This window comes from Saprospira grandis, assembly GCF_027594745.1.
Lineage (GTDB): Bacteria > Bacteroidota > Bacteroidia > Chitinophagales > Saprospiraceae > Saprospira > Saprospira grandis.
In genome coordinates this window covers 1,506,433-1,529,031 of the sequence record NZ_CP110854.1, presented here as the reverse complement: position 1 = coordinate 1,529,031, position 22,599 = coordinate 1,506,433, and the positions used below count along the sequence as shown (strand labels likewise).

Genomic DNA, 22,599 nt, shown 5'->3' with positions numbered 1-22,599 from the left:
CTTTTTTAAGAAAAAAAGAAAAAACACAGACCGATAAGCCGAATTCTGTCACTTTTGGCCTAAGCCTCAAGGCTTCATCATTTATCTGGGCGTTTACTCACATAAACGCTCTATCTGCCTACCCTCCAGCATTGGGCCTGCAACCCTCGGGCGCTGGTTTACATGGCATTTCAACTCGCGGGGTTTATCCCAAGCCACTGTTGCCAGCAGCCTGCCTGCGCGCTTATCTGCAGGTTTTCACCCTTACCCAAAATGGGCGGTTATTTTCTGCGACACTTTCCGTCAGAGCGCTCAGCGCTCTGCCCAGCCGTTAGCTGGCGCGATGCAGTACGTTGTTCGGACTTTCCTCAAGAAGGGCTTTGTCTTATTTTATAAGCTCAAGCATCCCGTTCTCGCGATGAAGTAGTCTGTGTTTCAGACAAAATTAGGCAAAAAAAATGCTTTTTGTTCCACTTTGCCCTAACCTTTTATAACTAAAGGCATAAAAAAGCGTCAACTATCCCGCCCTAGCTAGAACGGATCAGTTGACGCTTAGTCTTTCAGTGACTTTTAGGTTGTGGAGCCTTTTTGGGCCTGTGCAGGAGCATGGGCTCTTTTATTTTTGGGCGGTATCGCTGTTGGGAAGCTCCAAATCGGCTTGGAAAAGAATGCCCATCAGCTCTATGCGCTCGCGGCTGTGTAGCTTAAATTCTACGGCAGACCATTTTTCATCGCTTTGCATACGGAGCTCCACTTTGTCTTGCTCTTTGTTGTAGCGCCACTCGCCTTCATAGCCGCCATAGTTGTCGCCGCCTTCCATAAAGCCGCCTGGGTCCAAAATTAAAAAGCTACCCAATTCATCATTGCCCAACCATTTGATGGGATTGCCTTCTTGGTTGACCATATAGGCCTTAAATTGCTGAATGTAGAGGGGCTCTTCCTGAATTTCTACCACCACTTCATCTCTAAAGCTAGCCGATCGCTGGGCGGGTTGTTGTAGTAGTTCTTGGCTGCTCATTTCAGGGATCTCGGGGCTTGCTGTAGATTGACAGGCCCAGACAAGGGACAAAAAGGCCAAAACAGCTAAAATCTGGGGGAATTTCGGTTTTGAGATCATATGACTATATGTCTTTTGTTAAACTTAATTAATGATAAAGCTCAACAAAATTTTGACCAAAAAGCCAGTTACTTTTATAAAACAGGACTTTTGTCTTTCTTTTGTCGCTACTTTGGGCGGGCTGTGATTTTTATTGCAAACTAACTTTCTCTTCTCTGCTTTCTTTGCATAAAAAACAATAATGATGTCAAAACAACAAGCGCTAGCCAATAGCTGGCCTATCCGTATACTCTTTGTCCTTCTTCTTGTTTGGGCCCTTACTCCCTGGGCCAATAGCGCTGCGGCTTTGGTCGTTGGCCTCCTTTTTCGCCATTTTTTGGGCCACCCTTTTCTTAGCCATAGCCAAAAGGCGGTTAAAAAATTACTGAAGGTGGCGGTTATCGGCCTGGGCTTTGGCATTTCGGCCCAAGAGGCACTGCAAGTAGGCCAAGAGGGCTTTTTACTGACCGTTTTTTCTATTACGCTTACCCTTAGTTTGGCCTTTATCATTGGCCGTTTGCTCAAAATGCCCAGAAGAGAAAGCCATCTGATTGGCTCGGGGACCGCTATCTGTGGCGGAAGCGCTATTGCTGCGGTGGCTCCTGTAGTCAATGCCTCCGAACGGAATATATCCACGGCCTTAGGGGTGGTGTTTATCCTTAATTCTATTGCTTTGGTCCTTTTTCCCCTAATTGGCCAAGCCATAGGCCTTAGCCAAGCCGATTTTGGCCTTTGGGCCGCTATCGCTATCCATGATACTAGCTCGGTGGTGGGGGCCGCCCATAGCTATGGAGAAGAGGCCCTAAAGGTCGCCACTACAGTCAAATTGGCCCGCGCACTCTGGATTATCCCCATTGCGCTGCTTTCTGCCTATTGGTTCAAGGGCGAGCAAAAGAAAATTAAAATTCCTTATTTCATCGGCGGATTCCTCATCGCTATCCTCATCAATAGCTATACGCCTTTTCCCGATGTCCTATCGGCTGGCATCAAACAAGCCGCCAAGGCCCTTTTGGTCCTCACGCTTTTCCTCATCGGAAGCAATCTTTCTTTAGAACAAATGAAAAAGGCTGGTCTCAAAGCCCTTAGCCTCGGTATCGTCCTTTGGCTCATTATTTCCCTAACTAGCCTCTTCTGGATCCTTTATTTATAAAGTAGGAGGTTTTGGGGCGTTACTCCTTTCAGTCGTCGAACTGCGGCTTGCAGCCTTGTTGTCGCCTCGCTGCGCTCGTCGGCGGTTACTCCCTTCGGTCGTCGAACTGCGCCCTAAAGGGCTTGTTGTCGTTGCGCAGCTCGCTGCTGTTTTGGGGCCTCCGCCTCGCTGCGCTCGTCGGCGCTACGTTGCGCAGCTCGCTATTCGCTCGGCCCTGCGGCCTAACGGCCTTGGTCTGCGGCTGCGCCGCCCTGCTGCACATCGCTAGGCCTTCGGGCGCTTCGCGCCCTGCAATACCGCAATTTGGCCCAAAAAAAGCCCTGCTAAAGGGAACTTTAGCCAAGGACAAATCTTAAAGCCCCAAAAAGTTCCGCTAATTATTTGGTTTTTTGAAATTTAGCTGCTTATCTTTGTCTGTCTTTTAAAAGACCTCGCAGCAAACTGTGAGTTGGGCCTAACTGCCTAAGCTTTAGTTCACTAGAACGACTACCTATGAAAAAACGAGTATTCTATCGTTATAACAGGAACACGCTCTCCTACGAACGAATCAAAAAAAATTGGCTCCAACAAATTGGCCAAATGACCATGATTCTGACCGCCACGGCCTTTTATGGCTGGGGATTATGGACGCTAGCGGCTCCTCAAAGTCTGCGTGATTATGTTGCCGAAAAACAACTAATTACCGCAAAAATTCAAGAAACCAACCAGAAATTGGACATCATGGGCGCTGCCTTGGTAGACCTCAAAGAACGGGACCAAAACTTATATAGCCCCACGCTAGACCTCAATCAAATTGATGATAGCGAATGGGAATATGGAGTAGGGGGTAGCGTAAAGCATCCCGAACTCCAACAACTCCAAGATGGAGCGGCCTTAGTTGAAATGGCCGAAAAGTTGCAAAAAATCCGTCACCAAATGTCTATGGTGGCCGCCTCTCAAGATAAGTTATTAACCAAAACCAGTAAGGCCGAAAAGCGCATGCGCGCTATTCCTGCAATCCGGCCCCTTTTGCGCCTAGAGCGCGCTCTTCACCTCTCTTCGGGTTTTGGTATGCGTAGAAATCCTTTTAATAAGTCCGTTTGGCAAATGCACCCCGGTATTGACTTGGGCGCACCTATGGGAGCTCCCATTTTCGCTACTGGCGATGGTACGGTGGTTCGTGTAGAGCATAAACGCAGTGGCTATGGCTTTAATGTGGTGATCGACCACGGCTATGGCTATAAAACACTCTATGGCCACATGTGCTTGATTGATGCCAAAGTGGGCCAAAAAGTACAGCGTGGAGAAATTATTGGCTATGTGGGTAGCACGGGCTATTCTACTTCGCCTCATGTTCACTATGAAGTGTTTATCAATAATAAGCGTGTAGATCCAGAACCCTACATTGCTGATATGACCACAGAACAAATCAAAACGATTGCAAAATCTGTAGATCCTGAGGTCAGCTTCTCTTATAAGCGCCGCCGTTCGCGCCGCCGCCGATAGAAGCAAAAAGCGAAAAGATTATCAAATAGAGCGATATGTGGCCCTTTGAGGATGCTGCATATCGCTTTTTTATAGGAAAACTGTGGAAGAGCAAGCAAGAGAAAATAAATTGGGCCTAGCTGCGGCTGTAGCCGTTATTGCTGCCTGCATGATTGGTATAGGGGTATTTACGAGTTTGGGCTATCAAGTGATTGGGATCAAATCTACCTTTGCGGTAGTGGTCCTTTGGTTGGTGGGGGGACTGGTAGCGCTTTGTGGCGCTTTGGTCTATGGCGAGTTGGCTGTTCGTTTGCCAGGTTCTGGTGGTGAGTATAATTACCTGAGTAAGATTTATCATCCCGTCTTGGGCTTTTTGTCGGGTTGGACCTCTGCCACAATTGGTTTTGCGGCCCCCATTGCCGCTTCGGCTATGGCCTTTAGCAAATATTTTTCTTGGGCTTTGCCTAGCTATTTTGAGGGCATGAGCGAGGCCGAACTGAAAAATGCACAGTTAGTTGTGGCCATGGTTTTGGTCCTTTTGGCGGCCTTGGTCAATTTTATGAAACTCTCTTGGTCCTCTTTGATACAAAGTGGAACCACCTATCTCAATCTCTTTCTGATTGTGGTCCTGATTGTCTGCGGCTTTTTTATAGCTGGAGATACGAGCCATTTTTCCTTTAGCATGGAGGCCGTAGATTTTGAGGCCATTGCTAGCCATAGTTTTGCCGTTTCCCTGATTTATGTCTCTTATGCCTTTTCGGGCTGGAATGCGGTCACTTATGTGGCGGGAGAGGTGAAATCGGCCAATAAAAATGTACCTCGATCTTTGATTTTGTCCGTTGTTTTGGTGGCGACGCTTTATGTTCTACTCAATTTTGTATTTTTGTATCGAGTTCCGATGGAGGAGCTAGCTGGGCAAAATGAAGTGGGCGCCATTGCGGCCCAAGCCATTTTTGGCGATTTGGGCGGGCAGTTGATTTCGGCCATGATTTGCCTAGGGCTTTTGGCTTCTGTTTTAGGCATGACCTTAGCAGGCCCCAGAGTGAGCCAACAAATGGGGCAAGACCTAAAAGGCTTGCGTTTTTGGGCCATTAGCAATAAGGCGGGAGCGCCTTATATGGCCGTAATTATTCAGTCTTTTATTGCCTTAGCCCTTATTTATACCGCTAGCTTTGATGCCGTAATTCGCTATGTGGGCTTTACCTTGGCCCTCTTTACCTGCCTAACGGTTGTGGGCCTTTTGGTCCTCAGAACTCGGCAGCCAGCGAGCAAAGGCTATCGCTTACCGCTCTATCCTTTGCCTGCAGTAATTTTCATTTTGCTAGAGCTTTGGATGTTGGTGTATACGATGATCGATCATCCTAAAGAGTCTTTTGCTGGTTTGGCTACCTTGCTCCTTGGGTTAATGGTCTATTTTTTGGCCAAGGGCCGAGAATAAGGCGGCTTGGCCGCCCTGCCCCAAAGGGGCAGAAATGGCCTAGCGATGTGGAGCAGTGCAGCGAAGCTGCAGACCAAGGCGGCAAAGCCGCCGCAGGGCCGAGCAGAGAGCGAGCTGCGCAAGGTAGCGCCCGCCGAAGGCGGGAGGCCCCAAAAAAATAATCCATTTACAATCAAGTAATAAAATCCATGATGAAAAAGTCGATTTGGACCCTAAGTAGCCTAGCTTTGGCTGCCAGCCTTAGTTTAGGAAGTTGCACAGAAGCGGGCTCGAAAACAGGCGGTGCAGAAGTTGCCAATAAGGTGGCGGATAGGCTGCAAGAACAGCCTGCAGAACAGCCCGCCGAGCCAGAGCAGGAGGAGCAGGTAGAAAAAGTAGCCGTAGACCGAAAATATGATGATGTTGCCCGAATTTTGGCGGGAATGAGCATTGATGAGGCCTCTGAATTTTATGAGGTGACGCAGGGCGCGGCCTGGAAAGCCTACGCCAAAAAGGCCGACCAAGGTTGGGCTTCTGCCGATGCTAAGCGTTTTGATGAGTTGCGGACTTGGGCCGGAACGGAGTTGGCGGGTTTGAATGAGATGAAGGGCGATTTATTTTACCCTTTTTCTGGACCAGATATTTATTATGGCTACCAGTTTTTCCCTTCCGCTAAAAATTATCATCTTTTTGCCTTAGAGCCAGCGGGGAATTTGACCTTCATGAAATCGGATGATGTAAACTGGATGAACTACTGTAATTCGGTGCAAAATACGATTGCCGACTTTATTCGCGGTGGGTTTTTCCATACCAAGCACATGAAAGTAGATATGGCCAGAACAGGCGTATTGCCTACACTTTTGGTCTTTTTGGTTCGTTCGGGCAACAAGATTGTCAATGTGCGGCCAGTGGCCATTCAGGCAGATGGTAGCGTAGCTGTTTTGGAGGGAAGCAATGACTTTTCTTCGGTGCGGGTAGACTTTTTAGATGCCAAAACCCAAGAACAAAAGACCCTCTTTTATCATTCTTCTGATGTATCGGATGCGGGCTTGGAAAAACGTCCAGAATTGTACAAGCATTTGGAAATGGTAGCGGCCAACCGCACATTTACCAAATCGGCTAGTTACTTGATGCACCGCCCAACCTTTAGCAAAGTTAGAGAATTGATTTTGGCTAAGGCCAAGGCTGTTTTTCAGGATGATACGGCCATTCCCTACCACTACTATAATAGCAGCGAATGGGATTTTACCTTTTATGGTCAGTATACCAGCCCGATTCCATTATTTAAAGTGCGTTATCAGTCGGAGCTAAGAGAGGTGTATAAAACTCAAAAAATTAAGGATTTGCCTTTTTCTTTGGGCTATCACTCTACTCGAGAGCATGACAATATGATGATTGCCAAACGCAAAAACTAAAAAGATGTCAGTTGCAGTAATTACGGGTGCGACCAAGGGAATTGGGCGTGCCTTGGCCCTAATGGGGGCCGAAAAAGGCTATGATTTGGCCCTTTGTTCTAGAACTTTGGCCGATTTAGAAGCCTTTAAAGCCGAACTTTTGGCTATAAACTCAGATATAAAGGTCTTTATTCAGGCTGTTGATATGTCTAAAAAGGCAGCGGTAAAAGCTTTTGGGGCAGCCATTCTACAGGAGTTTGAGCAGCTTGATTTAGTGATCAATAATGCGGGGGTGTTTATTCCTTGTCCCTTAACGGAGGCTGGACATGAGCAGAGTTTTGAGCTCATGATGGATACCAATCTCTATAGTGCGTATTATTTAACGCAGGCGCTATTGCCCAAGATGCAGGCCCAAAAATCGGGACATATCTTTAATATGTGTTCTATTGCTAGCTTTATGCCTTATGGGGCTTATGCTGTTTCTAAGCATGCTATGCTGGGCTTTTCTAGAGTCCTTAGAGAAGAGGTAAAAGCTCAGGGGATTCGGGTGACGGCTGTTATGCCAGGCGCCACTTATACGGCTTCTTGGGAGGGCACAGAGCTACCCCAAGAACGCTTTATGAAAGCCGAAGATATTGCGCAATCGGTTTGGGATTGCCACGGTTTGAGTCCGCAAACGGTGGTGGAAGAAATTATCCTAAGGCCGCAGTTAGGTGATATTTAAATTAAAAAGCGCTTGCAGGAGTACTGCAAGCGCTTTTTTTTTTTTGCGCTTTCGCTTAGTTATTTCGGAGCTTTCGCAAAAGGTCCATGGTTTCTTCGGCTTCTGCTAATTCGCCAGCGTCTTGAGCGGCCAAAATAGCATCTACGGCTAGTTCTAGGGCTTCTTTATTGCGGCCCAATTTGGCGAGTAGCTGCGCTTTGGTATCCAAATTATACCAATTTCGGTTCATCTCAATAGAGGCATTGGCCCATTTTAGGGCTTTGCTGAGGTCAGCGCGGCTCGATTTAGTTTCGTAGTACTCCCAAGCTTTGGCGTTGAGGCTTTCCCAGTCGTTATCTTGGGTCGTTTGTCCCTGATTTGCATTATTGTTGGCCATCAAATAAGGTTTGGCCAAGCTGATGAGGCCTTCTGCATCTCGGGCGCCTTCTGCTTTTTTGAGTAGTTCGCCATCGGGGGAGAAGAAAAGGAGGGTGGGGTAGGCCCGAATGCTCTGCTGCTGAGCAAAAGCTGGCCCTTCGCCTTTTTCCATATCAAATTTGTAGTTGATAAAGCCACTGTTGTAGAGCTCGCCCACGGAGGCATCGGTAAAACTATTGGCCGACATCCATTTGCAGGGGCCACACCAAACGGCATAGGCGTCTACAAAAATGGGTTTGTTTTGGGCCTTGGCTTTGGCTTTTACATCGGCCCAACTTCCAGATTCAAACTGAATGCCCTGGGCAAAAAGGCTGCTCACTGCTAATAGACAGAAGCTAAGACTAAAAATAAATTGTTTCATAGCGGTTGTGGTTTAATGCGTACTGCTTAATGCTGTCTTTTAGTCAAGGTTAGGGCCAAAAGGAAGTTGTTTTATTATTTTTTGGGGCCTCCGTCTCCCTTTGGTCGTCGGCGCTACGTTTCAGGGCTCGCAGGTCTGCTCGGCCCTTCGCAAAACTTCGCTATCGCTCGTTTTGCTTGGTCTGGCCTAGCAGCCACCCTTTCACATCGCTAGGCCGCTCAACGGTCTTTTTTCTTTTGGTTTTCTTCTTCGGCAGTGAATTTTAGGGGGGGGGCGGGCAGTAAAAAGGCCCGAAGGGCCGTCGGCTGAGCTGCCCGGCGGGTGCCGCGAAGCGGCAGACCAAAGCCGCCGCAGGCGGCTGCAGGGCCGAGCAGACCTGCGAGCCCAGAGGGGAGCGACCCGCCCGCAGGGCGGGGCAGCCCCAAAAAGAAAAAATCATCGGGATTAGTAGCCTGCAGCGCTATCATTGCCTCTTTGGTCGGCAGCACCCTGCCATTTTCCATTGGGCAAGCGAATAATGGCATCTACACGGCCAATAGGCTCCCGCAACTTAAATTGATGGCCCATTTTTTTGAGCTGCTCTTGTTCGCTTTCTGGAATGGCCCCCGCTTCAATATAAATCTGATCGGGTAGCCACTGATGATGAAAACGAGGGGCTTGAACGGCGCTGGGCAAATCTTGCTCAAACTCAATGACATTGAGGAGGACCTGAAAAACAGAAGTGATAATGGTGGAGCCGCCGGGGCTGCCCAAAACCATAAAAAGCTCCCCATCTTTATCGACAATAGTGGGCGTCATGGAGCTGAGCATCCGTTTTTTGGGGGCAATGGCATTGGCTTGGCTGCCCAAAAGGCCGAACATATTGGGGTGGCCTGGTTTTGCGCTAAAATCATCCATCTCGTTGTTTAGGAAAAAGCCCGCCCCTTGGACCATCAATTTGCTGCCAAAATTGCCGTTGAGGGTGGTGGTAATCGAAACCGCATTGCCGGCCTCATCAACAATAGAATAATGGGTGGTTTCCTCCGCCACTTTTTTAGGCTGTCCCGCCTGAATTTTTTCGCTTGGACTGGCTTTTTGGTAAGAAAAGGACCGCATTCTATTTTTGGCATAAGTCTTATCGGTTAGGGCCTCAATTGGTACGGGATAAAAGTCAGTATCGCCCAAATGTTTGGCTCTATCGCTATAGACTCGGCGTTCGGCTTCTACCATTAAATGCACCGCTCGAGTTGATTGAAAGCCCATTTGCTTGAGGGGATAATCCTCTACCATTTGCAGCAGTTGGGCCAGGGCGATGCCTCCACTAGAGGGCGGCGGCATGCTATAAATGGTATAGTTCTTTTTATAATTAAACTGGATGGGGCTTCGCCATTTGGGCTGGTAGTTGTCTAGGTCTTCGGCCTGAATCAAGCCGCCCGCCGCCTGCATTTCGGCCAAGAAAAGGGCTGCGGTTTCCCCCTTATAAAAGCCATCTCGCCCTTCTTTTTGGATGCGTTTTAGGGTTTGGGCCAATTCTTTTTGGACAATGCGATCGCCTGCTGCCCAGCTTTCTTTTTGCATAAAAGGCATTGGGTAGCGATTGACCTTTCTCATTTCGGGCAGCTTTTCATTTAGGCGCTTAGCTGCCGAAGCAGACAAGATATAGCCTTTTTCTGCTACTTCAATAGCGGGGGCAATCAATTTGGCCCAAGGAAGCTTCCCATATTTTTGATGGGCCTCAAAGAGTCCGGCCACCGAGCCGGGCACCCCCACCGAGAGCGCCCCTAATCGGCTGAGGCTATCATTAGCTTGGCCTAGGCTATCTAAATACATATCTCGATAGGCTAGGGCAGGGGCGGTTTCTCTAAAATCTAAGCTTTGTACGGGTCCCTGGGCTGGGCGAAAAATCATAAAGCCGCCCCCGCCAATATTGCCCGCTTCTGGATAGACCACGGCCAGCATAAAATGAACGGCCACGGCGGCATCGATGGCGTTCCCGCCTGCCTTAAGCACTTTTTTGCCCGCCAAAGAAGCTATGGGGTGGGCCGAAACCAGCATGGCTTTTTCGCCCTCCAATTGTTTAAATTCCTGATAGCTGTTTTGGCAAGAAAAGAAGGCGCAAAGCAGCAAAAAATAAGCTAAATAGCGCATTGGGGTTAAGGTTTTAGGGGCAGAAGAACTCGGCCATTCCATAAAAAGTCAGTACTGCTTTGCTGATCGTACTGCGGTTGTCCTGTGGCATCATCATATTCTCCAGACTCATTTTTGAAAATGAGTAGGTTGGCGCTTTTTTGATGCTCCTTAGGGTAAACAAAGTATTGATGTTGGAAAACGGGGAGGTCGGAACCACTATAAAGGGGGGGCAAGGCATAGAGCCGCTGTTTTTGAAGAAAAACCGTTTGCATCCCATTGGTCCCACCACAATAGCCATCGCTAAAAGAAAACTCAATAATATGCTCTAGCTGCTCTAGGCCACGGTGATCATCTAGCCTAAAGCTCAGGCTAGTTTGTAGGTTGCCCATAGCCTTTATAGATAGATGCTGCAATTCTTTATTGTTTTGGACCAAGCGCAGGCCCAACCAAAACTGCCGGTTTTCTATTTGGCCCTCTTTGCGGAGCTCCATCCGCTCATAACCATACAGTAATTGGCGGCCATCTTGGAGGGATGCTTGGCCCAAAGCCAGTAATCCGCCCCAAACAAAGGCTTTCTGCCCTTTATAAAGGACCAAATACCAGGGGGCCGTCATCCCCTTCAACCGAAGCTGCTTATCCGATTTGCTAATGATTTCTACTGCGCTGCCAATGGGCGCTCTTTGCAAAACCTTGGCTTGCAAACTAGGTTGTTGCCGCAAATTGACCTTATCGGCCATGAGCAGATAGCTTTGGCCTGGCAAAAAATGATCATAAATAGAGGCGTTGTTCTGGGCCACCAAAGGAGAAAGGAGCCCCAGCATAAATAGAAAAGAAAGTAAGCGTATCATCTGCAGTAAGTTTGTTTAAAACAAGATACGCTTTTTTCTAAGCTTCATAAATACAGAACCCTTAGGTACAAACACAAAAAAGGGCAGATAACCTAAATAGATTATTGCCATTTTTTGATGGGTAGAGAACGGGGATTCTCAAGCAAAAAGGGGAATGGGGTGGTTGGGATTACAGAGCATTGATAAAGACCTCATCAAGGAAAAGTGTCAAAGGGAGGGAAGTTTGTTTATTGTGTAGAATAATGGTTCCAGAGGAGGCATTAAGGTGTGTACAGATCTTTATCCATAAAAAGTGTTTGGTTTATACGACCTTAATGCAAGTTTTGGCCAAGTTGTGAACTCTAAAACAGAACTTTTTTCACTTTTTTTAAAAAAAACTTGACTTTTCCCAGAAAAAGGGGGCTTAGACGGCTTTTTACAGCAAATTTATAGCCAAAAAAAGCCCCGACCAACTGGCCGAGGCTCCTAACAATCTATGAAAATCTGATTTCTATCGCTGAACGATATCAGAACGTAGGGTTTCCAACAAAGCTACCAAATCATTGATAAGCGCTGTATCGGTTACGCCATTTTGCCCAAGGGCCGTTCCCACATCCGCAATAAAGGCGTCATAGGCAGCATCGTCTGCAGCGAGTCCCATGCGGTTATATTGGGCGGGATCGTGAGCAGTGACCATATCGCGGCCATTATAACTAAAGTTTTCTGCTCCAGTAGCTACGGCCATAAAGTTAGTCAAACTAGCACTCAATGCGGTAACGCCAGACAGATCGCCATTGCCTACTTCCGTAAGCAAAACCTGAAAATAAGGCGCCATTACCGTATCGGCAGCAATCACAAAAATTGCAGAATCGACTACCGAGCGCAGGGTCAAATAACCTTGCTCAATCATTTGACTAGAGTTGTTGGGGTCTGCAACCATGGTTGTTCCACCAACTCGCTCATAAAGCGTTGGCTCGTCATTCGTGTTGTCATCGGTGTCATCTTCTTTACAAGAGCCCATAAAAAGGGCTAAGGCCAATACGGCAAAGAGAAAACCATTTAAATACTTTGTCATAAAATAAGGATTAAACAGTGATAAATAAAAAATAGTCTGCCATTAGAGGAGCGGCAATGCTATATGTAGTTAATTCATTTTTTTTGGGGCCCGCGGCCGGCTAGGCTTCGCCTAGCTCGGCCGCCGCTATGCTGCGCGGCTCGCAGGTCTGCTCGGCCCTTCGCAAAACTTCGCTAGCGCTCGTTTTGCTCGGTCTGGCCTGCGGCCACCGCTGCGCAGCGCTGGGCCATGGACCATTTTCAGGCCCGGCTTTTTTCCCTGCCTAAAAGAAGGATTGAATCAAGGCGCCTAGCCGATAGCTAAAAGAACTTTTATCCAAAACTGGACAACCATTGGCCAGCTGCTCTTTGTCTACCACATACATTTTGGGCCGAATCGGTAGCTGCTCAATTTTGGCAAAAACAGCCTTGGGGTCTACTTCTCCCGGAGCGTATCCATAGGCTAGGGTGCCATGCGATTTGTTCAAAAAAGCATGCTGTACCCCAGCCGTCTTGCGCACTTCACTCTCCGCCAAATGAAATAAACTATCATTTTTAGGGCCCTCAAAGTCAATCCGAGAAAGCTGTAGGGGCTTGCTATTATGATATTTCATGTTAGAAGGTCCCATCACCATATAAATATGGATGACTAGGGCCGAAAAAAGAAGGAAGGAGACCGCCAGGCTGCTCCATATAATTCTAAAGATCCATTTTTTCATAGCAGGGCTTTTTATTTTAGTCTAGTTACGGCTCTCCTCCTTTCTTGGATTTTTTATTTTGACATTTTTATGACAAAAACAGAAAAAAAATACCCCAGCTTCTAATCCAGAAGCTGAGGCTTTTTTACATCAAAAAAAAGCCCTACAACATCAACTGTTATAGGACCTTATCCAAAATAGCTACATTTTTAGATGAGTATCTAACTCAAGACTTCCGATTCTAACTGGATGTCTTCAATTTTCCAATTACCCTCCAAAAGCTGATGAACATGGCAGTGATTAGCCGCAGCCAAAAGCTGGGCTTTCTGTTCTTCCTTCAATTCTCCCTGAATCTGCATCTTCATACTTACGCTGGTTTCAGGAAGCTCGCCAGTCATGTCCTCTTTCATCTCCAATTGAGCCGTGATTTTCTCTAGCTTCCATTGGTTTTTCATGGCAATAAAACGAACCGTGGCCAGCTTGCAATAGGCAATACTAGACAATAATAAATCTACTGGAGAATAACCACTATAAGGGGCGCCAGCCGCCATCGGAAGATCCAACTGCATGTCTACTTGGCCATTGTGCACATTAGAGACAAAGTGGCTTCCCTCATTACTGATTTCAATTTTTACGCTCATTAGATGAATGCTTTTAATAGTAATACTTGTATACTGCAAAGTAAACAGATTGCTGAACGAAAAAAAAGACCGTTTTTCCCTAAGATGTAGCCATATTTCCTTTTTGCCGCCTAAACTCAGTGGGGGAGAATTGGGTTTGCTGCTTAAAAAAACGGCTGAAACTGCGCTTTTCCTCAAAGCCCAATTCGCTGCTAATTTCAGCTATTGATTTATTACTGTAAATAAGTAAACGCCGAGCTTCTAGGGTTCTTCTTTCTTGAATATACTGCTGCGGACTTTTATGGCCCAATTCCTTGAGCAGATTGCTCAGCGTTTTGGGCGAGCGATGTAGCAATTTGGCATAATCACTCACTTTGGTCTTTTCTCTAAAATGCTGATTGACCAAATAATAAAATTCTCGAACCAGCTCTTCCTGTGGCCATTTTTCTGCCGCTTTTTGGTGGTTTTCCAAATAAAGGCGGTTGGCATAGATGAGTAGGTTGCGCAGCAAACTACGCAATAAACTGAGCTTATGCGGCGCTTCTAGGACCAGCTCTTCCTCGATCTCGGCCCAAGTTTGCTTAATCTTTTTTCCCAATCGGCCCAATAAGGCAATTTTAGGCAGCTCTGCAGCCGAAAAAAATAGACGCCCCTTACAACCCAATTCTTGGTCCTGCTCCAAAATACAGTGAAATAAGGGATTAAATTGTAGGTAGGATAGGCCATCTATCGCCAAAAATTGCCGCCTTTGTTCTGGCCCCAAAAAAAGAAGCTCATCCGGCCCCAAGGCTAAGGGCTCTCCATCTACTTCTATAGATACCGCATTTTTAGCCCAAAGAACCAATAAGCCTTTCTGGACCAGTTCCTCTCGAGGCCCCGCCTCATACCCCATCTCTAAGCAAGGGCTTTGAGCAGAACCAAAACGTTTTCGCTCTTTTCTGTTCATATTGATTATGGTGGTTAAAATAGGAGCGGGAAATAAATGAGCCGCACCAAGCCATTAACGACCCAGGGCAGCCCCAAAAGCTAACTAAAGCAAATGCGTCCAAGAACCCTGAATCCCAGGCTCCTGCTCATTCTCTTTAAGAAAGTCTAAGTAAATTTTTCGAGGATACAGCCGAGCCCCAAGACTGGATAAATGCTCGGTGTACATCTGGCAGTCAATCCACTGAAACCCAAGCTGGCCCAAAAGCGGCACTAAGGTCAAATAGGCCGCCTTAGAGGCATTAGAAACCTTGGAAAACATAGACTCCCCAGAGAAGTTCCAACCCACAGCTACACCATATAGCCCCCCAACCAATTCGCCATCTTGCCAGGCTTCTACAGAATGGGCATGCCCCGCCTTATGCAGGTTGATGTAGGCCTCTTGCATATCCTCCAAGAGCCAAGCCCCAGATTCTTCTCCCTCGGCAACCTCCTGGCCGCGGCGGGGAATATTGGCGCAGTTGCGAATCACCTCCTCAAAGGCGGTGTCCAAAGTGATTTTAAAGTCTCCACGGGCCAAGATTTTCCGCATGGACTTACTAATCTTTACCTCCTCTGGCCGCATGAGCATCCGCGGATCCGGAGACCACCACATAATAGGTTGCTTGGCAGCAGTCCAAGGGAAAATCCCCTTGCGATAAGCAGAAAGCAAACGGGCAGTCGTTAGTTGCCCCCCAACCGCTACAATACCATCCAAATCCTCTTCTATGGGCGGAAATTCGTCAATGTTGTCATTTGAAAGAAAGTTGTACATAAGTGTTGTATTTAAATTGAGTTCATAAAAAAAGGGGCCAAGCCCCCATTAATTACTGCAATGTTTGTCCAACTTAGGTTAGTAGGTAGTTCGTTTTAATCCTCCAAAACAGCCGATAAACCCCGATCTAACAAGGCCTCTTTCATCGGCTTTAGCTTGGCTTTGGTCCCTGTTTTTACCACCGCCTTGCCATTAAAGTGAATCATATAACTCAATTGCTCGGCCTGAATGCTGCTATGACCACAAACCTCCACAAAAGACTCAATGACCCAATCAAAGGTGTTGTGGTCGTCATTGTAAACCAAAAGCTTGACTTCATCTTTTAAAGGATCCATTAATAGGACCTCTTCCTCTTCGTGATATTCTTTTCTTTGCGAAAAAATAGCTGGCTCTTTCCACATAGCGTAGTATATTTTTAAATTTGGCTAAATTTTGACCTCAATCAAATATACGTATATTAAACTAATATGTCTAATTTTTTTGCTATTAAAAATGGCTTAAAAAAGATTAACGCACTACAAAACAGCAATTTATGTTAGATTTTCCGCCCAAGAATATACAAGATTACTGCGAGCAGCATTCAGCGGTTTTTCCCGATGAGATCCTCAAAGAGATAGAACGCTATACGCATTTGCATGTACTAATGCCCCAGATGATTTCTGGGCAGCTACAGGGCCATTTTCTGGCTTTGTTGAGCAAGCTCTTGGCCCCCAAAAAGATTTTAGAAGTAGGGACCTTTACAGGCTATTCGGCTATTTGTCTGGCTCAAGGGTTGGCGCCCGGCGGACGCCTACTGACCATAGACATTAACGAGGAGCTAGAGGAGGCCGTTAATGGCTTTTTTAAGAAGGCTGACCTGGCCCAAAAAATTGAGCTGCGCATCGGCGCCGCCCTAGATATTATCCCCCAATTAAGCGATGACTGGGATCTGGCATTTATTGATGCCGATAAAATGAATTATGATAATTATTATGAACTCATTTTACCCAAAATGCGCAGCGGCGGATGTATTATTATCGATAATGTGCTCTGGAGCGGTAAGGTGGCCGAAGAGGAGCTCAAAGGAAAGAAAACGATCGCTATCGATGCCCTAAATAAAAAGATTCGAGAAGATAAACGGGTGGAGCCTATGCTTTTACCCCTCCGAGACGGTATGATGATGATCCGAAAGAAGTAGTGGCTCGCAGTACATAGAACAGGCCCTTAGCGCATTGCGCTAAGGGCCTGTTGTTTTGAGGAGCTAAGCCTAAAGTATGCTGCCCGTACCAAAGCCTTTGCCCAAGGGAATGACTCCCTCTACAGCTATGCCCTCTTCTTTGGACCAAGCCTGTAGATAAGATTGTTCGCTGTCTCTAAGCGCATCGTCTAGAAACCAACGAGCGCCAGATTTTGCAAAGTTTTTCAGATTGGGAAGGGTGTTGAGCCGACTCCCTCTTGGCCCATCTACCAAAATAAGGTCGGCCTTTTGGTCCATCTCTGGAGAGAATGTACTAAAGTCGTAGTTTTGGTCGGCCCCAAGCGGAACATAATAAACCGAAACGTATTCTGCTAAACCCAATTTCTTTAGGGTGGCTTCTATACTAGCCTTCTCTTCTTCCGATTGCTCCAAAGAGATTAACTGCCCATTAATGCCCGTCTTTTTGAAGTAAGTGCCCGCCATAATGGTGCTGGTCCCCGAACCACATTCTATAATGACTTCTGGACGCAAACGCAGCAGCTCGGCCCAATAAAAATGAATGCTATCTACATCCAAAGCCCAGGCCCCAATGGTGCGACCCGCTAGGTTCTCCCGCAATTCAGGCACCTCTATCAAGTCCGCAGAAACGGCCTCGGGCACATAATGCAAGGATAGCGGATGCTCATAAGGGTAGCTTTTGGCTATTTCGGCTCTTAGGGCCGCCCATTCTGCTAAGGGACGGGGCGTATTGGGCCAGGCGGCATATTGGGCCTGTAATCTTTTGCGGGGCTTGGCAGATAGGACCTTCTCCAGGCCCTTGCGGAAGAGTGATTTCTTTTTCATATTAGAATAAGCAGCAGTTTGCTAGGATGAATTTCTATAGGATGAGTTGGATGAGTCTGATTTGTTTATTTTACATTTGGACCTTCAAATTTACACATTTCTTCTGGCTATTTAAATTCTATCTATGCTGGCCCCGCTTTTAGAGCGTTTGCGCTCTTTTTCTTTCTTCGATGTGTTTAAACATTCTAGCATCTACTTTTTGGGTACCCTGCTGACCCAAGGCCTTGGCATTATTTCTCTGCCGGTCTTTACCTATTTTATGGATGAGGCCGAATATGGGGTGGCTAGCATTTTTCTCTCTTATGTCAATTTGGTCTCGGTGCTGCTCTCCTTCAATCTGCATTTGTCTATTAGCCGCTATTTTCATGAGGATAAGCCAGATGTAAAGGGCTTTGTGAGTACGGTCCTATCGGCCACAGGACTCATTAATTTGGCCCTGGGAGGACTGGTCTATTATTTTAGGACGCCCATCGCCGCCTATATCAATTTGCCCGCAGAAACAATTATTTATTTGCTGCTCACGGGCTATATAGGGGTGCTTTATTACATTTTCTTTCAGCTCAAAAGAGAGCAGCAAAAGAGTGTGGAACTCACAGTTGTCAATGTTTTTTGGCAGTACGGCAAGTTCGCTTTGGCTGCGGTAGGGATGTATCTTTTGCATGAAACGGGCCGGGTCTATATGGGCAAAATTATCGGAGAGATGCTGGCCGGGGGCTTTTTTGCCCTGATTTTTATCTGGCGCATCTGGCCTTTTGTCCGCCTTTTTCAGTTAGAAAGCAAGCATTTTAAGTATGCTTTGGCCTATGGCCTTCCCCTGATTCCCTATTCCATTGGGGGCTATTTGCTCAATTCTTTCGACCAATGGCTGATTAACAGCGAACTGGGCCATGCCGAGGCGGGCCTCTATAGTTTTGCCTACAAAATCGGTATGCTCTTGCTGGGCCTGATTACCGCCCTGCAAAATGCGGCTAATCCCGCTTATCACCGAATCATGAATGAGCAAAGGTATGAGCAATTGGGCCCTCAGGTCTATAGTATCCATAAGTTGAGTTTGCTGGGGGGCGTTTTTCTCCTCCTTTTTGCGGTCGATTTGGCCAGTTTGCTGCTCAGTTTTAGCAAAAATAATTTTCAGCAGTCGCTTTATATTGTGCCGATCATTATTCTAGGCTACATTTTTTATAGTATGTCGCTGCTCTACAACCGCTATATTCAGTACCAAAAGGTCAATATTTACCTAACGGTTATTTTGCTGGCCTCGGCCTTGGGCAATTTAGGCCTCAACCTCTATTTTATTCCGCTTTATGGTTATCAGGCGGCGGCTTATACCACCTTGGTTTCCTATATGATTATGTTTTTACTCAGTTGGTTGGTCTGCGATTATTGGCTGAAAGCGCCCCGCCTGCCTTTGGGCAAAATGCTCTTGAGTTTGCTGCCCGTTTTGGGCATTACGCTTTTATATTACGGCTTGGGTTGGGACCAAAAAGCCCTAGAACTAGGCAATATGGCCCTCAAACTGCTTTGTTTTGCCCTTTTTGCCGCCCTCATTTTTGGCCAATCTATTCAAAGAATGCTGCAAAAAGGAAGCTAGTAAAGACTGCTGTTTTGGGGCCTCCGCCTCCCTTCGGTCGTCGGCGCTACGCTTTGGGGCTCGCAGGTCTGCTCGGCCCTGCGGGCCACCCCGCCGCATCGCTAGGCCTGCGGGCCTTCGGCCCTTTCTTGCGCCCTAGGAGATGATTGGCCAAGTCCTAAGCAGCTAAAGGCCCAATTTTATTCTAATACACAAACTCCTGAACAGTCCCTACAAATGCCATTTCACAAATTGCGAATAGCATACCTCGCTTTACAATTGCCATTTCACAAATTGCGAATAGCTTAGCTGGGTTTACAATTGCCGTTTCACAAATTGCGAATAGCATAGCCTACTTTACAAATGCCGTTTCACAAATTGCGAATAGCATAGCCCGCTTTACAAATGCCATTTCACAAATTGCGAATAGCATCCCCTGCTTTACAAATGCCGTTTCACAAATTCCGAATAGCATAGCTCGCTTTACAATTGCCATTTCACAAATTGCGAATAGCTTAGCTGGGTTTACAATTGCCGTTTCACAAATTGCGAATAGCATAGCCTACTTTACAAATGCCGTTTCACAAATTGCGAATAGCATAGCCCACTTTACAATTGCCGTTTCACAAATTCCGAATAGCATACCTCACTTTACAATTGCCGTTTCACAAATTGCGAATAGCTTAGCGCAACTGTAGGATGCCGTTTTGCAGCTGCAGAATAGGACCTAAAGGTTTTGTTGGGCTATTTGTCCTTCGGCCATGGCGGCTGCGCCGCTATCTGCAGCCTAAAGGCCGCAGCCAAGCTTGTTGGGCCATCATCTTGCTCGCCGCAGGAGCTTAAAAGCCCCTGCTTCGGTGATAGAAAGCAGGGGCTTAGGTTTTTCAGGACCTGCGGCTTTTAAGCTGCAGGCCAAGGGGCAATAAAGAGCTAGCTGATTGGATCCTAATCTGGCTGCGGCTTTTAAGCTGCAGCTATGGCCGAAGGCCAAACGGCCTAGCGATGTGCAGCAGTGCGGCGCAGCCGCAGACCCAGGCCGTCAGGCCGCAGGGCCGAGCGAACAGCGAGCTGCGCAACGTAGCGCCTGCCGCAGGCAGGAGGCCCCAAAAAAACAATCTAGAAGCAGAATTGGCTGAGGAGAAAGCGAGTATTGCCTAACATCTAGTTTAGTCAGTCTGCAAAAAATGTTTATTTTTGCCCAAACTAGTTGGGCCTGAAAGCAAAGGCCCTCAGCCGCCCCCAAATTGGGCGAACAAACTAAACTTTATGATTAACCATTTTAGAGATTGGGTATTTAAGAATGTGCATGGTGGAAGCCTTGTTTACAACATTTGTTGGGAAGACCCTCGTTGCGATCGTGAATTGATGCAAATTGAGCCAGATAGCGAGATTGTGATGATTACGAGTGCGGGTTGCAATGCCCTAGATTATCTGTTGGATGACCCCAAGGCCATTCATTGTATTGATTTAAATTCTCGGCAGAATGCCTTATTAGAATTTAAGAAGAGCTTATTTAAGCACAGCTCTTATGATGAGTTGTACGACTACTTTGGCGATGGCAAGCATGCGCAGGCGGAGGAAGTCTATCGGCAGCAATTGCGTCCGCATTTGCCGGCTTATGCGCAGGAATTTTGGGACCAAAAGATGAGCTACTTTGAGGGCAAGGGGCCTAAGAAGAGTTTTTATTATAGAGGATCTTCGGGGACATTAGCCTGGTTGTTTGTGCGTTATATGCAGATGCGGCCTAGTTTGCACAGCAAGGTATTGAAATTGCTCAAGGCGGAGACCTTAGAAGAGCAGGAGCAATATTTTGAGCAGGTAGAGCGCAAATTGTTTAACAAGGCGGTACGTTGGACCATCAGTCGGCATTTTTCTTTGGCCTTGGCGGGTGTACCTAGAGCGCAGCGTCGGTTGATTACGGAAGAATATCCTGGGGGGGTGAGTAGTTTTGTGGTGGATGCGGTTCGGCATGTATTTACGGAATTGGACATCAAGGAGAACTACTTTTGGCAGGTCTATGTGAATGGGCATTATACCAAAGATTGCTGTCCGAGTTATTTGCGGGAGGAGAACTATTTATCATTGCGAGAGCGGGCGGACAACATCCATACGCATACTACAAGTTTTTCTCAGTTTCTGAAGGACAATCCGGGTAAATACAGTCATTATGTACTATTGGACCATCAGGATTGGTTGGCGGCGCATGATGTGCCTGCTTTAGAGGAAGAGTGGCAGTGTATTTTGGCGAACAGTCGGCCGGGCACAAAAATCTTGATGCGTTCTGCGGCTATGCGGATCGACTTCTTTCCTGATTTTGTGAAAGAGCGGGTTAGTTGGGTTTCATCGGAGGATGAATTGAAGGAAAGTCATTTTCAGGATCGGGTAGGGACTTATGGCAGTGTTTATTTAGGGACAGTGAAATAAGTTTGTACATCAAGAACAAGAATTAGCGTATGGGAACAGCACATAAAGACTCGAGAGAGCAAGCGAGTAGTATGGACCAGTACTACAAATTTCAGTCAAAAATTTATGATCTAACGCGATGGAGTTTTCTCTTTGGTCGGGTAGAAGTCATTAAAGACATTCCCTTAGAGCGGAATGCCTCGATAAAGATCTTGGAAGTAGGATGTGGGACGGGATTCAATACGAAGATATTGGCCGAGACCTTTCCTGCTGCGGAGATCAAGGCCTATGAGGTCTCTACGGATATGGTCGATATAGCTAGTAAGAAGGTGGCTCCATTTGGTCAGCGGGTGCAGGTCGTGCATGAGCCTTATGGCCAGGATGCGGAGGGGCAAAACGGGCAGTATGATGCTATTTTGTTTTCTTATTCATTGACCATGATCAACCCACAGTGGGAAGACTTATTGAAGCAGGCCAAGAAAGACCTCAAAGTAGGGGGATATATAGCGGTAGTAGATTTTCATGACAGCAAGCAGGGCTGGTTCAAGAGTCACATGGGGAATCATCATGTGCGGATGGACGGGCATTTGCGTCCTTTTTTGCGAGACAACTTTGAGCCTATAGTGAACAAAGTGCGGTCGGCTTATATGGGGGTATGGGAATACATTAGTTTTGTAGGCAAGAAGCAGTAATCTCCAACTTTTCCCCATGGCAGACAAAAGAGAAATCGACATATTGGTCCTTTCTGATGTGCATTTGGGCACGCAGGGCTCGGAGGCCAATGCCTTATTGCAATATTTGCAGAGCTTAGCGCCTAAAATGCTCATCTTGAATGGGGACATTATAGACATTTGGCAATTTCGGAAGGGGTATTTTCCGCAGGCCCATTGGGCTGTTTTGCGGCACTTCATGAACTTGGCCGAGTCGGGGGTGCCTGTTTACTACTTAACGGGCAACCATGACGATAGTCTGCGTCGGTTGACTCCTTTTCGTTTGGGTAACATCTACTTACAGGACAAACTGCTTTTGGAGTTGGATGGCAAGCGGGCTTGGTTCTTTCATGGCGACGCTTATGACCCCTCGGTACATAAGGGGCGTTTTTGGGCCAAGATAGGGGGGCAATTTTACGATTGGAGCATTATGTTGAACCGGGGGATGAACCGTTTGTTGAAGCCTTTGGGGGTACCCCCTAGTCAGTTTTCTAAGCGATTGAAGGCCTCGGTAAAGGCGGCGGTACAAAAAATGAATGACTTTGAGCAAAAAGCGATTGAGGTGGGTATGGCCAAGGGCTACGACTATGTAGTTTGCGGGCATGTGCATCGGCCTCAGCATCGGGAGATAGTGACAGAGTTTGGTCAATTGACCTACTTAAACTCAGGAGATTGGATGGAGCACCGTTCGGCTTTAGAGTATGTAGACAAAGCTTGGCAGCTCTATCATTATCGGGCCGAGGATTTTGCGGCTCCGGCCTGTTTTGAGGGGGTAGAGAACAACTTAGAAGAGCTTCTTAGGAGCATAGAGGATGGTACTTTGGACCGTTTTTCTCGGCTTTAGTTAGAAGG

At 47.0% G+C, this 22,599-nt stretch carries 23 protein-coding genes and 1 other RNA gene; 10 read left to right on the top strand and 14 right to left on the bottom strand.

The window, feature by feature from the left end; all coding sequences use genetic code 11:
• Positions 1-18 precede the first annotated feature (18 nt).
• An RNA gene (rnpB, locus tag OP864_RS06055) (RNase P RNA component class A) lies at positions 19-393 on the bottom strand.
• Between the two features lie 202 nt (positions 394-595).
• Complete coding sequence (locus tag OP864_RS06050) at positions 596-1,096, bottom strand: hypothetical protein (protein ID WP_270100372.1); 501 nt, start codon at positions 1,094-1,096, stop codon at positions 596-598.
• 184 nt (positions 1,097-1,280) lie between these two features.
• Between OP864_RS06050 and OP864_RS06045 the strand changes: the two genes are divergently transcribed.
• The 5 genes from OP864_RS06045 to OP864_RS06025 all read left to right on the top strand — a co-directional run bounded on the left by OP864_RS06045 (position 1,281) and on the right by OP864_RS06025 (position 7,224).
• Positions 1,281-2,225, top strand: a complete 945-nt coding sequence (locus OP864_RS06045; RefSeq protein ID WP_349294449.1) for a YeiH family protein — start codon at positions 1,281-1,283, stop codon at positions 2,223-2,225.
• A 492-nt stretch (positions 2,226-2,717) separates the two neighbouring features.
• Positions 2,718-3,710, top strand: a complete 993-nt coding sequence (locus OP864_RS06040; RefSeq protein WP_270100370.1) for a M23 family metallopeptidase — start codon at positions 2,718-2,720, stop codon at positions 3,708-3,710.
• An 82-nt stretch (positions 3,711-3,792) separates the two neighbouring features.
• Positions 3,793-5,127, top strand: a complete 1,335-nt coding sequence (locus OP864_RS06035; RefSeq protein WP_270100369.1) for an APC family permease — start codon at positions 3,793-3,795, stop codon at positions 5,125-5,127.
• 188 nt (positions 5,128-5,315) lie between these two features.
• A complete protein-coding gene (locus tag OP864_RS06030; protein ID WP_245538656.1) occupies positions 5,316-6,521 on the top strand; it encodes a hypothetical protein in 1,206 nt (401 codons plus the stop codon).
• Positions 6,522-6,525: 4 nt separating this feature from the next.
• Positions 6,526-7,224 (top strand): SDR family oxidoreductase, encoded by a 699-nt coding sequence (locus OP864_RS06025; protein ID WP_015691934.1) that lies wholly within the window; start codon positions 6,526-6,528, stop codon positions 7,222-7,224.
• Between the two features lie 55 nt (positions 7,225-7,279).
• Here the strand turns inward: OP864_RS06025 and OP864_RS06020 are convergent, their stop codons facing one another.
• The 9 genes from OP864_RS06020 to OP864_RS05980 all read right to left on the bottom strand — a co-directional run bounded on the left by OP864_RS06020 (position 7,280) and on the right by OP864_RS05980 (position 15,448).
• Positions 7,280-8,002 (bottom strand): thioredoxin family protein, encoded by a 723-nt coding sequence (locus OP864_RS06020; RefSeq protein WP_270100368.1) that lies wholly within the window; start codon positions 8,000-8,002, stop codon positions 7,280-7,282.
• Positions 8,003-8,446: 444 nt separating this feature from the next.
• A complete protein-coding gene (ggt, locus tag OP864_RS06015; protein ID WP_270100367.1) occupies positions 8,447-10,129 on the bottom strand; it encodes a gamma-glutamyltransferase in 1,683 nt (560 codons plus the stop codon).
• Between the two features lie 5 nt (positions 10,130-10,134).
• Positions 10,135-10,959, bottom strand: coding sequence for an SH3 domain-containing protein (locus OP864_RS06010; RefSeq protein WP_270100366.1), 825 nt, complete (start codon positions 10,957-10,959; stop codon positions 10,135-10,137).
• A gap of 490 nt (positions 10,960-11,449) precedes the next feature.
• Entirely contained in the window at positions 11,450-12,013 is a 564-nt protein-coding gene (locus OP864_RS06005) for a globin family protein (protein WP_270100365.1), read from the bottom strand.
• 262 nt (positions 12,014-12,275) lie between these two features.
• A complete protein-coding gene (locus OP864_RS06000) occupies positions 12,276-12,710 on the bottom strand; it encodes a hypothetical protein (protein ID WP_270100364.1) in 435 nt (144 codons plus the stop codon).
• A gap of 200 nt (positions 12,711-12,910) precedes the next feature.
• The gene (locus tag OP864_RS05995; RefSeq protein WP_015691926.1) at positions 12,911-13,330 is read right to left on the bottom strand and encodes an OsmC family protein; all 420 of its coding nucleotides are present in this window, start codon (positions 13,328-13,330) and stop codon (positions 12,911-12,913) included.
• Positions 13,331-13,409: 79 nt separating this feature from the next.
• Positions 13,410-14,255, bottom strand: coding sequence for an AraC family transcriptional regulator (locus tag OP864_RS05990; protein WP_270100363.1), 846 nt, complete (start codon positions 14,253-14,255; stop codon positions 13,410-13,412).
• An 84-nt stretch (positions 14,256-14,339) separates the two neighbouring features.
• Positions 14,340-15,047 carry a leucyl/phenylalanyl-tRNA--protein transferase gene (gene aat / locus OP864_RS05985; RefSeq protein WP_015691924.1) on the bottom strand — a complete coding sequence of 236 codons (708 nt, stop codon included), beginning with the start codon at positions 15,045-15,047 and terminating at the stop codon, positions 14,340-14,342.
• Positions 15,048-15,142: 95 nt separating this feature from the next.
• A complete protein-coding gene (locus OP864_RS05980) occupies positions 15,143-15,448 on the bottom strand; it encodes an ATP-dependent Clp protease adaptor ClpS (RefSeq protein WP_270100362.1) in 306 nt (101 codons plus the stop codon).
• Between the two features lie 131 nt (positions 15,449-15,579).
• Between OP864_RS05980 and OP864_RS05975 the strand changes: the two genes are divergently transcribed.
• Complete coding sequence (locus OP864_RS05975) at positions 15,580-16,224, top strand: O-methyltransferase (protein ID WP_015691922.1); 645 nt, start codon at positions 15,580-15,582, stop codon at positions 16,222-16,224.
• A gap of 69 nt (positions 16,225-16,293) precedes the next feature.
• On the opposite strand, the gene OP864_RS05970 is transcribed toward OP864_RS05975, so the two are convergent.
• On the bottom strand, positions 16,294-17,067 hold the full coding sequence (locus OP864_RS05970; RefSeq protein WP_270100361.1) for an O-methyltransferase: 774 nt from the start codon (positions 17,065-17,067) through the stop codon (positions 16,294-16,296).
• A gap of 124 nt (positions 17,068-17,191) precedes the next feature.
• Between OP864_RS05970 and OP864_RS05965 the strand changes: the two genes are divergently transcribed.
• Positions 17,192-18,655 carry a lipopolysaccharide biosynthesis protein gene (locus OP864_RS05965; RefSeq protein ID WP_270100360.1) on the top strand — a complete coding sequence of 488 codons (1,464 nt, stop codon included), beginning with the start codon at positions 17,192-17,194 and terminating at the stop codon, positions 18,653-18,655.
• 184 nt (positions 18,656-18,839) lie between these two features.
• Here OP864_RS05965 and OP864_RS05960 read toward each other — a convergent pair whose 3' ends face one another.
• Positions 18,840-18,983 carry a hypothetical protein gene (locus tag OP864_RS05960; RefSeq protein WP_270100359.1) on the bottom strand — a complete coding sequence of 48 codons (144 nt, stop codon included), beginning with the start codon at positions 18,981-18,983 and terminating at the stop codon, positions 18,840-18,842.
• A gap of 3 nt (positions 18,984-18,986) precedes the next feature.
• Positions 18,987-19,193: a hypothetical protein gene (locus OP864_RS05955; protein ID WP_270100358.1), complete on the bottom strand. Its 207-nt coding sequence runs from the start codon at positions 19,191-19,193 to the stop codon at positions 18,987-18,989.
• A 707-nt stretch (positions 19,194-19,900) separates the two neighbouring features.
• Between OP864_RS05955 and OP864_RS05950 the strand changes: the two genes are divergently transcribed.
• The 3 genes from OP864_RS05950 to OP864_RS05940 are packed head-to-tail and all read left to right on the top strand — an operon-like array spanning position 19,901 to position 22,591.
• Positions 19,901-21,058, top strand: a complete 1,158-nt coding sequence (locus OP864_RS05950; protein ID WP_270100357.1) for a BtaA family protein — start codon at positions 19,901-19,903, stop codon at positions 21,056-21,058.
• A gap of 29 nt (positions 21,059-21,087) precedes the next feature.
• Positions 21,088-21,729, top strand: a complete 642-nt coding sequence (locus OP864_RS05945; protein WP_270100356.1) for a class I SAM-dependent methyltransferase — start codon at positions 21,088-21,090, stop codon at positions 21,727-21,729.
• 16 nt (positions 21,730-21,745) lie between these two features.
• Positions 21,746-22,591 carry a UDP-2,3-diacylglucosamine diphosphatase gene (locus tag OP864_RS05940; RefSeq protein ID WP_270100355.1) on the top strand — a complete coding sequence of 282 codons (846 nt, stop codon included), beginning with the start codon at positions 21,746-21,748 and terminating at the stop codon, positions 22,589-22,591.
• The last annotated feature ends 8 nt before the right edge of the window (positions 22,592-22,599 follow it).

What these genes read in the sequence shown, in the direction of transcription:
- OP864_RS06050 (WP_270100372.1), bottom strand. Translation starts at nt 1,096, where the DNA reads ATGATCTCAAAACCGAAATTCCCCCAGATTTTAGCTGTTTTGGCCTTT.
- OP864_RS06045 (WP_349294449.1), top strand. Translation starts at nt 1,281, where the DNA reads ATGTCAAAACAACAAGCGCTAGCCAATAGCTGGCCTATCCGTATACTC.
- OP864_RS06040 (WP_270100370.1), top strand. Translation starts at nt 2,718, where the DNA reads ATGAAAAAACGAGTATTCTATCGTTATAACAGGAACACGCTCTCCTAC.
- OP864_RS06030 (WP_245538656.1), top strand. Translation starts at nt 5,316, where the DNA reads ATGATGAAAAAGTCGATTTGGACCCTAAGTAGCCTAGCTTTGGCTGCC.
- OP864_RS06025 (WP_015691934.1), top strand. Translation starts at nt 6,526, where the DNA reads ATGTCAGTTGCAGTAATTACGGGTGCGACCAAGGGAATTGGGCGTGCC.
- OP864_RS06020 (WP_270100368.1), bottom strand. Translation starts at nt 8,002, where the DNA reads ATGAAACAATTTATTTTTAGTCTTAGCTTCTGTCTATTAGCAGTGAGC.
- ggt (WP_270100367.1), bottom strand. Translation starts at nt 10,129, where the DNA reads ATGCGCTATTTAGCTTATTTTTTGCTGCTTTGCGCCTTCTTTTCTTGC.
- OP864_RS06010 (WP_270100366.1), bottom strand. Translation starts at nt 10,959, where the DNA reads ATGATACGCTTACTTTCTTTTCTATTTATGCTGGGGCTCCTTTCTCCT.
- OP864_RS06005 (WP_270100365.1), bottom strand. Translation starts at nt 12,013, where the DNA reads ATGACAAAGTATTTAAATGGTTTTCTCTTTGCCGTATTGGCCTTAGCC.
- OP864_RS06000 (WP_270100364.1), bottom strand. Translation starts at nt 12,710, where the DNA reads ATGAAAAAATGGATCTTTAGAATTATATGGAGCAGCCTGGCGGTCTCC.
- OP864_RS05995 (WP_015691926.1), bottom strand. Translation starts at nt 13,330, where the DNA reads ATGAGCGTAAAAATTGAAATCAGTAATGAGGGAAGCCACTTTGTCTCT.
- OP864_RS05990 (WP_270100363.1), bottom strand. Translation starts at nt 14,255, where the DNA reads ATGAACAGAAAAGAGCGAAAACGTTTTGGTTCTGCTCAAAGCCCTTGC.
- aat (WP_015691924.1), bottom strand. Translation starts at nt 15,047, where the DNA reads ATGTACAACTTTCTTTCAAATGACAACATTGACGAATTTCCGCCCATA.
- OP864_RS05980 (WP_270100362.1), bottom strand. Translation starts at nt 15,448, where the DNA reads ATGTGGAAAGAGCCAGCTATTTTTTCGCAAAGAAAAGAATATCACGAA.
- OP864_RS05975 (WP_015691922.1), top strand. Translation starts at nt 15,580, where the DNA reads ATGTTAGATTTTCCGCCCAAGAATATACAAGATTACTGCGAGCAGCAT.
- OP864_RS05970 (WP_270100361.1), bottom strand. Translation starts at nt 17,067, where the DNA reads ATGAAAAAGAAATCACTCTTCCGCAAGGGCCTGGAGAAGGTCCTATCT.
- OP864_RS05965 (WP_270100360.1), top strand. Translation starts at nt 17,192, where the DNA reads ATGCTGGCCCCGCTTTTAGAGCGTTTGCGCTCTTTTTCTTTCTTCGAT.
- OP864_RS05960 (WP_270100359.1), bottom strand. Translation starts at nt 18,983, where the DNA reads ATGCTATTCGCAATTTGTGAAACGGCAATTGTAAACCCAGCTAAGCTA.
- OP864_RS05955 (WP_270100358.1), bottom strand. Translation starts at nt 19,193, where the DNA reads ATGCTATTCGCAATTTGTGAAACGGCAATTGTAAACCCAGCTAAGCTA.
- OP864_RS05950 (WP_270100357.1), top strand. Translation starts at nt 19,901, where the DNA reads ATGATTAACCATTTTAGAGATTGGGTATTTAAGAATGTGCATGGTGGA.
- OP864_RS05945 (WP_270100356.1), top strand. Translation starts at nt 21,088, where the DNA reads ATGGGAACAGCACATAAAGACTCGAGAGAGCAAGCGAGTAGTATGGAC.
- OP864_RS05940 (WP_270100355.1), top strand. Translation starts at nt 21,746, where the DNA reads ATGGCAGACAAAAGAGAAATCGACATATTGGTCCTTTCTGATGTGCAT.